Genomic DNA, 13,340 nt, shown 5'->3' with positions numbered 1-13,340 from the left:
AACAGGAGCTACGAATATGCGTCTCAAGAACAAGGTTGCGGTCATCACCGGTGGAAACAGCGGTATTGGCCTTGCCACAGCCCGCCTCTTCCTCGCCGAAGGTGCCAAGGTCGCCATAACAGGCCGCAACGCCAAGACACTGGCTGCGGCAGCCGAGCAACTGGGCGGCGGCGTGCTGGCATTGCAGGCCGACACCACCGACATCCCGGCCATGGAAAAGGCCTTTGCCGAGGCTGCGGAAAAGCTCGGGAAATTCGATGTGGTCTTTGCCAATGCGGGCATTGCCGGCGATACGCCGCTCGGCAAGACGACGCTTGAGCAGTTCGAAACCATCGTCCGCGTCAATTTCACCGGCGTCTTCTTCACCGTGCAGGCCGCCCTGCCATATCTGAACGATGGCGGCTCCGTGATCCTGAACGGCTCCGTACATGCAGTTCTCGGCATTCCCGGCGCGTCGGCCTACGCGGGCACGAAGGGTGCGGTTCGCGCCATGACGCGCAACCTTGCTTCCGAACTCGCGCCCCGCGGCATCCGCGTCAATCAGGTCACACCGGGCGCCACCAAGACGCCGATCTGGGAACCGCGCGCCAGCACGCCGGAAGCTCTCGATGCGCTGCAGGCCCGATTTGGCAGCCTCAGCCCGCTCGGCCGCATGAGCGAAGCCGACGAAATCGCCAAGGCAGCGCTCTATTTCGCCTCCGATGATTCCGCCAACGTAACGGCCATCGAAATCACCGTCGACGGCGGCGCCATCAACGCTCCGTCCGGCGCCAAGCTCTTCCGCACGGCTTGAGCCCTGCGAATTATCAGCCATCAATTGTAAGTGGGTGTTATGGGCCGCCAAAGCAGATGCAAAGGCGGCCCCTGCATCAGGCACCTGTTAAGTAAATGCGCTCGATATCAGACCTGGCGAACCTTTTCGCCATCGCCGAAGAGGCCGGCACCGTTCTGGTCGATGATCTGCTGGCCCTTGCGGAAGGTCGATTCCACGGCATCGTCCAACGAGGTAAAGACATCGGCGCGGATGAAATTGCGCACCAGGATCTCGCCGTTCACATCCTTCTCAATCCGGCCCATGAGCCGGAACTGGCTGCCCTCGCGCTGCGGCGTCGCATAGATCGTGCAGCCGGCATGCACCTGGGGTTCGACGCTGACCGTCGAGCCGCCGGATTTTTCAGCGTCGGCCTGCGATGCGCCACCGGTGAAAATCGAAAGGATATTTGAAAAGAACGAAGCCATGGATCGCCTTTAGCATGAAGGTTGCAGGGTCGCAAAGTCAAATGATCAGGTTTGCCAGGATCTCGTTTTCGGTGATGTCCTCATAACCCATGCCGGAACTTTCGAAGTTCGCGATAAGCTGCTTGAAATTATCGGGATTCTTGGTCTCGATGCCGATCAGGATGGAGCCGAAATTGCGAGCGCTCTTCTTCAGATATTCGAAGCGGGCGATATCGTCTTCCGGCCCGAGCATGTTGAGGAAATCGCGAAGCGCGCCGGGGCGCTGCGCCAGGCGCAGAATGAAGTATTTCTTCAAGCCCGCGTAGCGCATGGCGCGCTCCTTGACATCGGGCAGGCGCTCGAAATCGAAATTGCCGCCGGAGACGACCGCGACGATCGTCTTGCCGCGGATGCTGTCGCGATCGAGCTTTTCCAGCGCCGTGATCGCCAGAGCGCCGGCCGGCTCCAGTACGACGCCTTCGACATTCAGCATATCGATGATGGTAACGCAGATGGCGTTTTCCTCGATGAGCTTGACCTGATCGGCCGCAAAACCCTTCAGCGCGGCGAAGTTCAGCTCGCCGATACGGCCGACGGCAGCGCCATCGACGAAATTATCGACCTTGGCAAGAGTGACCACCTGCCCCGCCTCGATGCTGCGGCGCAGGCTCGGCGCTCCGGCGGGCTCGGCGAAGGTGAAGGCATCACGCGGAAGCTTATCGGCAAAATAGCCGGTGATGCCCGCAGCAAGACCGCCGCCGCCGACAGGCAGAAGGACGCAATCGGCGATGACGCCTTCCGGCAGCTGCTCGGCAATCTCGGCAGCAACCGTCGCCTGCCCTTCGATAATATCGGCATGATCGAAAGGGGGCACCATGACGCCATCGATACGTTCAACATGCTCGCGTGCGGCCTGATAGCACTGGTCGAAGAAATCGCCGAAGAGCTTGATGGTAATGAACTCGCCGCCGAAGATGCGGGTCTTGTCGATCTTCTGCTGCGGCGTCGTCACAGGCATATAGACCACGCCTGGCACGCCGAAATGACGGCAGACGAAGGCAAAGCCCTGGGCGTGATTGCCGGCGGATGCGCAGACGAAGGTCTTTCCCGTGCCGCCCGCAGCGATCACCTTGCGGAAGAAATTGAAGGCCCCGCGGATCTTGTAGGAACGAACCGGCGTCAGATCCTCCCGCTTCAGCCAGATATCGGCGCCATAGCGGGCGGAGAGATGCTCGTTCAGCTGCAGCGGCGTTGCGGGAAAGAGACCACGCATGGCCTCTTTGGCTTCGAGAACAGTCTGTTTGTCCACGGTCTATCCGTCCTTCTTCAATCCATCCCCGCTATGACACAGGAAAGATGAGCAAAGAAAGCCTGTTTAGCGCGCTTTTGGTCCTGCCATGGCGAGATTGGCCGCACCGAACAAGTCATTAACCATTTATGCCCCTGACTGTCGAAACCCCTAAATCTGTGAATTGACAGCCAAGCTCCCCCTGCGTCCAATATGATACAGCCATCATGATGATGGTTAGAGGCCCGCCCTAAAACCGATCCGTCGGTTCCGGCGGGCTTCGCCTGGGTCAGCCGGGCTGAGCCACACAGATCAAATCCCTCCCGCAAAACATTTCCTTGACTGAATCGCTCAAGTGCTTGATGGGAAAGGCACGCGGACGTGGCGAAACTGGTAGACGCAAGGGACTTAAAATCCCTCGGCCTTTGGCTGTACGGGTTCGACCCCCGTCGTCCGCACCAAAATCGAATTCCATCAAAATCCCAATGAAAAAGGCGCAGCTTTCGCCGCGCCTCTTCCACATTTGCAGAACTTTCAAATTTAGGCCGTGAGCTTGGCCGCGATCTTGGCGACGTGTGCGCCCTGATACTTTGCGGCTTCCAGTTCGATTTCAGAAGGCTGGCGGGAGCCGTCGCCATTGGTGATGGTGGAGGCGCCGTAGGGCGAGCCCCCCTTGACTTCTTCCGTGCCCATCTGGCCCTGGAAGGCGTAAGGAAGACCGACGACGGCCATGCCCTGGTGCAGGAAGGTCGGGATGAAGCCGAGGATGGTTGATTCCTGGCCGCCGTGCTGCGTTGCGGACGAGGTGAAGACCGAACCGACCTTGCCGACGAGCTTGCCGTTGAACCAGAGGCCGCCGGTCTGATCCCAGAAATTGCGCATCTGCGAGGCGACCGTGCCAAAGCGCGTGCCGGCGCCGACGATGATGGCGTCGTAGTCTGCCAGTTCGTCCGGGGTTGCGATCGGGGCTTCCTGATCGAGCTTGAAGTGAGAGGCCTTGGCGACGTCTTCCGGAACGAGTTCGGGCACACGCTTGACGGTGACGTCTGCACCGGCGGACTTTGCACCTTCCGCGACGGCATAAGCCATCTTCTCAATATGACCGTACGAGGAATAATAGAGAACCAGAACCTTAGCCATAAGAACGTCTCCCGTTTGTTGGACGCGTTGAATGTCGGGGAATGTTGTATCAGCGATACGACGGAGGCACAGCCCCCAGGGCTCAGAACGCACTGTTCATCTTGCGTAGACGGAATTTCATTTGCAATATTCGCCGGGTCCGGCGGTCGCGCGAAAACCAGCGTTTGCATTCGCCGCAAACGGCGCTACCTATCCCGGACCTTTTTGAACGCGCCGACTGCGCATTGTCCTGGATATCTTCATGTCGAACGAAATCATTGTCACAGCCGCCATGCTGGCCATCGGCGACGAACTGCTCTCCGGCCGGACCAAGGACAAGAATATCGGCCATCTTGCCGATGTGCTGCTGCTGGCCGGCATCGACCTGAAGGAAGTCCGCATCGTGGCCGACGATGAGGATGCCATCGTGGCCGCGCTGAACGCTCTGCGCGGCCAATATGATTACGTCTTCACCTCTGGCGGCATCGGTCCGACTCATGACGACATCACGGCAGATGCCGTGGCCAAGGCCTTTGGCGTGCCCTGCCAGCACGATGCCGAGGCGATGCGGATCATGGGCGAAATGTATGCACGGCGCGAGATGGAATTCACCGAGGCTCGCCAGCGCATGGCCCGCATGCCCGTGGGATCGAAGCATATCGCCAATCCGGTCTCGACCGCACCCGGCTTCAACATCGGGAATGTCTATGTCATGGCCGGTGTGCCGCAGGTCTTCCAGGCGATGCTCGACAATGTCATGCCGACGCTCAGGACCGGGGCACAGGTGCTATCGACAGCGATTTCCTGCCCCTATGGCGAAGGCGAGATCGGCACGCCGCTCGGCCTCATCCAGAAGGCACATCCCGATACCAGCATCGGCTCCTACCCGCGTTATGTCGGCCAATTCTTCTCCACCGAGATCGTCGTCAGGGGCCGGTCCGCCGAACTCGTTGAAAGTGTCGCAGCCGAAGTGCGCGCGATGATCGAAACCATCCGTCAGTCGAAAGCGACCGCATAATTCCTTAAATCGAAATCGATTCAGGCAATTATGCAGCAGACTTAAAGTACTATTGGGACCTTTGCGCGTCAGATATGACGCGCGGGGCTCTACGGAAAATCAGTCGGCCGAGGCGTGACGTTCAACGAGGACGTGTGCTTTCCGGGGAACTCTGAGACCATTCAGAGCATTATCTTGCAGCGGAATGTTGATATCATGATCCGATCCAACCCTTCCGCATGGGAGATCTCTTCATGTCCTATAAAACGATAGTGACCGTTCTCGACAATCCCGACAATACGCGCGTCGCGGCGGAGTTCTCAGCCGCGCTGGCAAGGGAGCACGGCGCCCATGTGATCGGGCTTCATGCGGAAATCGTCTCGACCGTGCCGCTGGTGGCGCCGATGGAGATTCCGGATCCTGTCGCGGTCCAGGCACTTCAGGATGTTGCCCATAATCAGGCGCTCGACATTGAGAGGCTGTTCCGCTCTAAGATGGAAGCCGCCGGCCTGGATTACGAATGGCACAGCTTTGCCAGTTCGGTCGGCTACGGCACCGAGCCATTGATCGAAAGCGCCCGCAGCGCCGATCTCCTCGTTGCCGTGCAGCCGGATCCGTCGAAATACGCCGATACCCAGGTCGATGTCGAAACCTTCCTGTTCGACAGCGGCCGGCCGGTTCTGTTGATTCCTTACATTCTCAAGGAACCGAAGCCCATCCGCCGCGTGCTGATCGCCTGGAACGGCTCGAAGGAAGTGGCGCGCGCCACCTTCGACGCACTGCCTTTCCTCAAGGCTGCGGATTCGGTCGAGATCCTTTCCGTCAGCACGTCGGAAAAGGACCCGCATCCGTCCAAGGAAACCGGTGTCCGGATAGCCGCGGCGCTGACGCGCCATGGAGTGCGCGCCAAGTTCGAGACGGCAGCCTGCATCGGCAAATCGACACCATCGCAGGTCATCGAAAACCGCCTGGCCGACGATAGCATCGATCTGCTGGTCATGGGTGCCTATACACATTCCTGGCTGTGGCAGATGATCTTCGGCGGCACGACGCGCACCCTGCTGCACTCGATGACAGCGATGACGCTGCTGGCGCGCTGAGCGGCTCAAAGCTCATATCTTGTGGCAACCGGTGTGAATGCGCACCGGTTGCACACTTTGCAGCTATTGCCTTTTGCCAGTAAATCCAGCAGAAAGCAGCGACCGATGACAGAATTCCCGCCAGGGAACCGTTCGCGCGGTCGAAGGGGCATGATCCCGAAAAGCCCAGGCTTTTCCCGGATGAGATCCTGTTCAAGCAGATAGCAAGCGAATCGCGTTCCGGATTTGGTTCTTGGTCCGCGCCCGGCGCGGGGTCTGCTGAGGGTCGCCGGCGCCGCCGGTGCGTCGTTATTCCATGCCCCGGAGCTTTCTGCCATGTCCCTGCCCGATAAAGCCTTTCCCGTATCCTGGGATCAGTTCCACCGCGATGCGCGCGCGCTTGCCTGGCGGCTTGCCGGCCTCAACCGCGAATTCAAGGCGATCGTCTGCATCACCCGCGGCGGCCTCGTGCCGGCCGCCATCATCTCGCGCGAGCTCAATATCCGGCTGATCGAGACGGTCTGTGTCGCCTCCTATCACGACTATTCCAGCCAGGGCGAAATGAACCTGCTCAAGGGCATCGCACCGGAACTGTCGGTCAACGGCGGCGAAGGCGTCCTCGTCATCGACGACCTCACCGATACCGGCAAGACGGCTCTCGAAGTTCGCGCGATGCTGCCCAAGGCGCATTTTGCCTGCGTCTACGCCAAGCCGACGGGCGTTCCCACCATCGATACTTTCATCACAGAGGTCAGCCAGGATACCTGGATCTACTTCCCCTGGGACATGGGCTTCACCTATCAGGAGCCGATCGCCAAGGGTCACCGCGGCTGATCTGCCGGCTGCCGGCAGCGCGAATCGATCCCGATCTGATCGCGATGCCTAAATATGATTCGAATAGCGGTAATAGAGGTGGGCGCTGCGGCGCCCACTAGATTTAGTGGACGTCACAGTGCCGGAATACGTGGGATTCAAGGGTTTCCACGCGAATCATGATGCGTCACGGCATGAATTTGCAGCGCTGCCAATGGCATCGAGGTCACGGTCACAATTTTGTCGCTTCCGACACCGGCGGTAATAATAGTTGTCGCGCCAACGGTCGCACGGAGGACGAGCATCCCTCCTCAACCTCTTGAATCTCTTAGCCTCCTGGCGTTTCCCCAGTTTCCACAGGCAAGCCCACAAGATATTGTGGTTAGCAATCCGTTACAAACCACCCCTTGACGGAATCGGGTCTTTCAAAGTTAATGGACGACGTCGCGGCGGCGACTGGGCCAGGCGGGGTACGAGGGCTGGTTCTCAATTCGAAATCGGATTTGGATTCGAGGCGATTCACCTTTGCAGGTGGCCCGCTGCGAGGTTTTTTGTGCCGAGATCGATGCTGCCGAAAAAACATATGCGGGGACTGGCGGCAATAAGCTGTTAATACTATATTTAGTGTTTGCAGCCACCATCACCACAAGATACAGGAAAGACATCTCCGGATGACACCTCCTGTCGGAAAGCGGATCAGAGACTGGCTGCGCGTTGAATTCGCGATGCCGGAATGAGAATTTTTGCGCCCGGTTTCATATGGGCGCGCACCAACGAATAAAGGATTGGGACCATGCGCATCGAACGTCGTTTTACGAAGGCCGGCCAGTCACCCTATGCGGACATCGAATTCCGCAAGGCGACGAGCGAGATCAAGAATCCTGACGGTTCGATCGTGTTCCGCCTCGAGAACATCGACGTGCCCGCGCAATTCTCGCAGGTTGCCGCCGACATTCTCGCGCAGAAATATTTCCGCAAGGCGGGCGTGCCTGCCAAGCTCAAGAAGGTCGAGGAAAACGACGTTCCCTCCTTCCTGTGGCGTTCGGTTCCCGACGATGCGGCCATGAAGGACCTGCCGAAGGAGCAGCAGAGCGGCTCCGAAACCGATGCGCGCCAGGTCTTCGATCGCCTTGCCGGCACCTGGACCTACTGGGGCTGGAAGGGCGGCTATTTCTCCTCCGAGGAAGATGCTTCCGCTTTCCGGGACGAGCTTGCCTATATGCTCGCCACCCAGCGCGTGGCTCCGAACTCGCCGCAGTGGTTCAACACCGGCATGCATTGGGCCTACGGCATCGACGGCCCCGGCCAGGGCCACTATTACGTGGACCCCTTCACCGGCAAGCTCACTAAGTCCAAGTCGGCCTATGAGCATCCGCAGCCGCATGCCTGCTTCATCCAGTCGGTCGAGGACGATCTCGTCAATGAAGGCGGCATCATGGACCTCTGGGTTCGCGAAGCGCGCCTGTTCAAATACGGCTCCGGCACCGGTTCGAACTTCTCGATGCTGCGCGCCGAGGGTGAAAAGCTTTCCGGCGGCGGTCGTTCCTCCGGCCTGATGAGCTTCCTGAAGATCGGCGACCGCGCTGCCGGCGCCATCAAGTCGGGCGGCACGACGCGGCGCGCCGCCAAGATGGTGGTCGTCGATATCGACCATCCGGATATCGAGGAATACATCAACTGGAAGGTCAAGGAAGAGCAGAAGGTTGCCGCCCTCGTCACCGGCTCCAAGATCGTCGCCAAGCACCTGAAGGCGATCATGAAGGCGACGGTCAATTGCGAGGGTGACAATGACGATTGCTTCGACCCGGCCAAGAACCCTGCCCTGAAGCGCGAAATCCGCGCCGCCAAGAAGGACCAGGTTCCGGAAAACTACGTCCAACGCGTCATCCAGTTCGCCCGCCAGGGCTATAAGGATCTCGAGTTCAAGACCTACGACACGGACTGGGATTCGGAAGCCTATCTCACCGTATCCGGCCAGAACTCCAACAACTCTGTCTCCATCAAGGACGACTTTCTGCGTGCCGTCGAGAACGATGGCGACTGGAACCTGACCGCCCGCAAGGATGGCAAGGTCGTCAAGACGCTGAAGGCCCGCGACCTGTGGGAATCCATCTCCTACGCCGCTTGGGCATCGGCCGATCCGGGCCTACACTTCAACACGACGATGAACGACTGGCACACCAGCCCGGCTGCCGGCCCGATCCGCGCATCCAATCCGTGCTCGGAATACATGTTCCTCGACGATACGGCCTGCAACCTCGCTTCGCTGAACCTGATGACCTTCAAGGACGCAGCGACGAAGCGCATCAACATTGCCGACTACGAGCACGCCGTCCGCCTTTGGACCGTCGTTCTCGAAGTCTCCGTGATGATGGCGCAGTTCCCCTCGCGCCGTATCGCCGAGCTCTCCTACGAATACCGGACGCTCGGCCTCGGCTATGCCAATATCGGCGGCCTGCTGATGTCGTCGGGCATCCCCTATGACTCGGACGAAGCCCGCGCCATTGCCGGCTCGCTGACCGCGATCATGACCGGCATCGCCTATGCGACCTCGGCCGAAATGGCTTCCGAACTCGGGACCTTCCCGATGTTCAAGCCGAACCGCGAAAACATGCTGCGCGTCATCCGCAACCATCGCCGCGCCGCTTACGGCGAGACCTCGGGCTACGAAAGCCTCTCGGTCAATCCGGTGGCACTGATCCATGCCGACAATCCGGATCAGGATCTCGTCGCTCATGCCAAGGCTGCCTGGGACAAGGCGCTGGAACTCGGCGAAAAGCATGGCTACCGCAACGCCCAGGCAACCGTGATTGCGCCGACGGGCACGATCGGCCTCGTCATGGATTGCGACACGACCGGCATCGAGCCGGACTTCGCCCTGGTGAAGTTCAAGAAGCTCGCCGGCGGCGGCTACTTCAAGATCATCAACCGCGCCGTTCCGGAAGCACTGCGCACGCTCGGCTATTCCGAAAGCCAGATCGCCGAGATCGAGGCTTATGCCGTCGGCCACGGCAACCTGAACCAGGCTCCGGCCATCAACCCGTCGACGCTGAAGGCCAAGGGCTTCACCGCCGAGAAGGTCGATGCCGTCAACGCTGCGCTGAAGAGCGCCTTCGACATCAAGTTCGTCTTCAACCAGTGGACGCTCGGCGCCGACTTCCTGAAGGGCACGCTGAAGGTTTCCGACGAGCAGATGGCCGATATGAGCTTCAACCTGCTTGAGCACCTCGGCTTCACCAAGAAGGATATCGAGGCCGCGAACATCCATGTCTGCGGCGCCATGACGTTGGAAGGCGCTCCGTTCCTCAAGAACGAGCACCTCGCCGTCTTCGATTGCGCCAATCCCTGCGGCAAGATCGGCAAGCGTTATCTCTCGGTCGAAAGCCATATCCGCATGATGGCGGCAGCCCAGCCGTTCATCTCGGGCGCTATCTCCAAGACGATCAACATGCCGAACGAGGCGACCGTCGAGGATTGCAAGAACGCCTACATGCTGTCCTGGAAGCTCGGCCTCAAGGCCAATGCGCTCTATCGCGACGGCTCCAAGCTCAGCCAGCCGCTGAATGCCTCGCTGATCGAGGATGATGGCGACGAAGATGCGCTGGAGGAATTCCTGCAGGCTCCCGCAGCCGCGCAGGCAGTGACCATCACGGAAAAGATCGTCGAGCGCGTGATCGAAAAGGTCATCCGCACGCAGGAAAAACTGCCGAGCCGGCGCAAGGGCTATACCCAGAAGGCCAAGATCGGCGGTCACACCATCTTCCTGCGCACCGGCGAATATGACGACGGCCGTCTCGGCGAAATCTTCCTTGACATGAACAAGGAAGGCTCGGCTCTGCGCGCCTTCATCAACAACTTCGCGATCTCCGTCTCGCTCGGCCTGCAGTATGGCGTGCCGCTCGAGGAATATGTCGACGCCTTTACCTTCACCAAGTTCGAACCGGCCGGCATCGTCACTGGCAACGACGCCATCAAGAACGCCACGTCAATCCTCGACTACGTGTTCCGCGAACTCGCCATCTCCTATCTCGGCCGTCACGATCTCGCTCATGTCGACACCTCCGACTTCAACAACACGGCGCTCGGCCGTGGTGTTTCCGAAGGCAAGGCCGATGTCGTCTCCAAGGGCCTGACCCGCGGCTACAAGCCGACGCTGGTGCCAACATCGGGCGAGCGTCCGGCAGCTGAAGCCAAGGGTTCGGCAACGGCTGCCCCTGCCCGCGCTGCCTCGCTCGGCACGGTAACGGCTTTCGCCGGCAACACGGTCCGCAAACTGGAACCGGCAAGCTCCGTCTCGACCTCCGAAGTCGTCGCCTTCAAGCGGGATTATGAGGAGCGTGCGAAGGAATTGGCCGAAGAGATCGCAGAGGAAGTTATCTCCGAATCCGCGACCGGCCTCTTCAGTGACAACGCGGCAAGCGAAGCTGCCAATGCCAAGACGGAAGCCAAGAAGCTGGAATCCGAACGCCGCGCCCGCTCCATCATGCAGGGCTACACCGGCAACATGTGCACGGAGTGCCAGAACTTCACGATGGTCCGGAATGGAACTTGCGAGAAGTGCGACACGTGTGGGGCAACGAGCGGCTGCAGCTGAGTATTCGGCCGATCCCCTAGAATGACATGAACTTGCGGTATCGACGTTACGTTGGGCGCAAAGTCAGTGTCATCATGCAGATAGATGCTCACCGGGTCCGCAATGGCCCGGTGAACTCGTTTCGAGGTTTTCATGATACTCGTTAACTTGCTCAGCCCGCAAAACTTGCATTAATTGGCCTTGTCCGCGCCTGCGGACGGAGTGAGGCCAATCATGCGCCAGGATATCACCAATGGGATGGGAAGCACTCGCGCAATGGGGTGAAGACGCGGTCCGCCTCGAACCACTCACCGGCGGGGTTGCCAACGATGTATGGCGCGTTCGCATTCATGGACGAATTGCCGTCGCTCGTCTCGGCTCCAGAACCGACGCCGATCTTGGCTGGGAAGCCGCCCTACTCCAACACCTCGATCGCGAAGGCATGACCGTTCCAGTGCCGATCCCAACGATGGACGGCCGGCTGTTCGTGGAGGGCCTGACGGTAATGAAATACCTGGGGGGCGGACCGCCCGAGACGGGGACGGATTGGCGTCGCGTCGCCGATACGCTGCGCGAGCTGCATCGGCTGACGCAGGACTGGCCGCAGCGCCCCGGTTGGAAATCGTCGACCGACCTGCTGTATGCCGACGCCGGAACGAGAATCGATCTTACTGCGATGCCGCCCGAGGGCGTTGCTCGATGTCGAGCAGCCTGGGCGCGTCTCGTCGGGCGTCAGACATGCGTCGTCCATGGAAATCCCAACAATCCCGGCAATATCCGCATGACGACAGATCATGTCGCGTTGATCGATTGGGACGAGTCACATGTCGATGTTCCAGATCTTGATCTCGTATTGCCTGACAATGCTGCCGATCTGAACGATTGCGCATATGATATCGCCGCACAAGCATCTGCTGCATGGGAAGCTGCTGTCTGCTGGCAGGATGAATATGCGGTCAAGCGGCTTGCCGAAGTTCGACCGGTCTAACCGGCTTCGGCGGATTGCTAGTCCCTTGCATACGGAGAGGCCTTTGGCTGGGCCAGCATTCACGCCGCCTCACTTCAGATGTCCATTTTGAGTCACGAAATGGCGGGAAATCATCCATTTTAATTGAAATTGTCGCTGCCAGCCATATCTGCCGTACTTCCACGCCATTCCGCACGGGTGTCCGGCCTTTCGACGCATTCTATTGCTAAATCGGCCATCGGAACATCCGCGAGTAGTCCAGTCGCAGGAGGCACCGTCCTGAAAACCGGCAGCGATATCAAGAGCATCCAGTATCTGCGCGCCATCGCGGCGATCTCGGTTCTTTGCTTCCATGTGAGCGAAACATACGGCCTGAACTTCAAGATCGGGGCAGCGGGGGTCGATATATTCTTCGTCATCAGCGGCTTCATCATGTGGGTTACGACCGCTGGAAGACCGATCGGCCCACAGGAATTCATTTGGCGCCGGATCATCAGGATCGTGCCGCTTTACTGGATTGCGACATTGGCGACATTCGCCGTGGCCGTGTCGAAACCCCAATTCTTCTTCGACATGAATTCGAGCGTGGGCAATCTGCTGGGTTCGTTGTTTTTCGTGCCCATCATCAAGGATGAAGCGCTCCATCCCGTCATCGAACAGGGCTGGACCCTGTCCTACGAGATGTTCTTCTATCTGATTTTTTCGATATCATTGCTTGTGCCGGAGCTCCGCCGGCTATGGTTCCTGATCGCCGCTTTGGGCGCCGTCGTCGTTGCGCATTTCTTGCTACCCTCCGGGTATGCCGATATTTTCACGCAGCCGATCATCCTGGAATTTGCCGCCGGAATCCTCATCGGACATCTGTGGAAGCAGGGATATCGGCTGCCCTTTCGCGTCGCTGCCGGCTTGATGATCGCAGGTTTCGTGTTGCTTGCTGCGAGTGGCCCGCTCACCCATCTAGAACGGGCGATGCGCTGGGGAGTGCCGGCTATGCTGCTGTTATCCGGCGCCGTTTTCGCCGAGCGGGAGCGCGGAGTTCCCAAGCTCGCATTCCTGCACTTCCTCGGGGACGCCTCCTATTCCATCTATCTTTGGCACGTGCTGACCGGCATCCTGGTCACGGCGCTGCTTCTGCGCATTGGAATACCGCACGGCTTTCAGCCTGCCTTGGTCGCGCTGGGATCGCTCGCCTTTGCCATCGCTTGTTACTGGTGCATCGAGCGCCCCATCCAGCGCAAAATGCGACCATCGCGCCCGCGCCCGGCAATCGCGGCTGACGGATGAGC

10 protein-coding genes and 1 tRNA gene are annotated in these 13,340 nt (G+C 59.6%); 8 read left to right on the top strand and 3 right to left on the bottom strand.

The window, feature by feature from the left end:
• Positions 1 to 16: 16 nt before the first annotated feature.
• Positions 17 to 793: an SDR family oxidoreductase gene (locus tag C7U61_RS08535; RefSeq protein ID WP_106997651.1), complete on the top strand. Its 777-nt coding sequence runs from the start codon at positions 17 to 19 to the stop codon at positions 791 to 793.
• Between the two features lie 107 nt (positions 794 to 900).
• On the opposite strand, the gene C7U61_RS08530 is transcribed toward C7U61_RS08535, so the two are convergent.
• Together C7U61_RS08530 and ilvA are read right to left on the bottom strand one after the other, a co-directional pair.
• The gene (locus C7U61_RS08530; protein ID WP_106997650.1) at positions 901 to 1,239 is read right to left on the bottom strand and encodes an HlyU family transcriptional regulator; all 339 of its coding nucleotides are present in this window, start codon (positions 1,237 to 1,239) and stop codon (positions 901 to 903) included.
• A 37-nt stretch (positions 1,240 to 1,276) separates the two neighbouring features.
• Complete coding sequence (gene ilvA, locus C7U61_RS08525) at positions 1,277 to 2,527, bottom strand: threonine ammonia-lyase (RefSeq protein ID WP_106997649.1); 1,251 nt, start codon at positions 2,525 to 2,527, stop codon at positions 1,277 to 1,279.
• Positions 2,528 to 2,881: 354 nt separating this feature from the next.
• On the opposite strand from ilvA, the gene C7U61_RS08520 reads away from it, so the two are divergent.
• Positions 2,882 to 2,967: transfer RNA gene (locus C7U61_RS08520), tRNA-Leu, on the top strand.
• Positions 2,968 to 3,046: 79 nt separating this feature from the next.
• Here the strand turns inward: C7U61_RS08520 and wrbA are convergent.
• Positions 3,047 to 3,646: an NAD(P)H:quinone oxidoreductase type IV gene (gene wrbA / locus C7U61_RS08515; protein ID WP_106997648.1), complete on the bottom strand. Its 600-nt coding sequence runs from the start codon at positions 3,644 to 3,646 to the stop codon at positions 3,047 to 3,049.
• 241 nt (positions 3,647 to 3,887) lie between these two features.
• On the opposite strand from wrbA, the gene C7U61_RS08510 reads away from it, so the two are divergent.
• From C7U61_RS08510 to C7U61_RS08485, 6 genes are all read left to right on the top strand, one after another.
• Positions 3,888 to 4,643, top strand: a complete 756-nt coding sequence (locus C7U61_RS08510; protein ID WP_106997647.1) for a competence/damage-inducible protein A — start codon at positions 3,888 to 3,890, stop codon at positions 4,641 to 4,643.
• A gap of 233 nt (positions 4,644 to 4,876) precedes the next feature.
• Positions 4,877 to 5,722 carry a universal stress protein gene (locus C7U61_RS08505; protein WP_106997646.1) on the top strand — a complete coding sequence of 282 codons (846 nt, stop codon included), beginning with the start codon at positions 4,877 to 4,879 and terminating at the stop codon, positions 5,720 to 5,722.
• A 315-nt stretch (positions 5,723 to 6,037) separates the two neighbouring features.
• Complete coding sequence (gene gpt / locus C7U61_RS08500) at positions 6,038 to 6,535, top strand: xanthine phosphoribosyltransferase (protein ID WP_069611931.1); 498 nt, start codon at positions 6,038 to 6,040, stop codon at positions 6,533 to 6,535.
• A 772-nt stretch (positions 6,536 to 7,307) separates the two neighbouring features.
• Positions 7,308 to 11,108, top strand: a complete 3,801-nt coding sequence (locus tag C7U61_RS08495; protein WP_106997645.1) for a vitamin B12-dependent ribonucleotide reductase — start codon at positions 7,308 to 7,310, stop codon at positions 11,106 to 11,108.
• Between the two features lie 232 nt (positions 11,109 to 11,340).
• Positions 11,341 to 12,075 (top strand): phosphotransferase, encoded by a 735-nt coding sequence (locus C7U61_RS08490; protein WP_106997644.1) that lies wholly within the window; start codon positions 11,341 to 11,343, stop codon positions 12,073 to 12,075.
• A 177-nt stretch (positions 12,076 to 12,252) separates the two neighbouring features.
• A complete protein-coding gene (locus C7U61_RS08485; RefSeq protein WP_280952762.1) occupies positions 12,253 to 13,338 on the top strand; it encodes an acyltransferase in 1,086 nt (361 codons plus the stop codon).
• Positions 13,339 to 13,340 lie beyond the last annotated feature (2 nt).

This window comes from Rhizobium sp. JAB6 (assembly GCF_003024605.1).
Taxonomy (GTDB): Bacteria; Pseudomonadota; Alphaproteobacteria; order Rhizobiales; family Rhizobiaceae; genus Rhizobium.
This window is presented reverse-complemented; position numbering and strand designations above follow the sequence as displayed.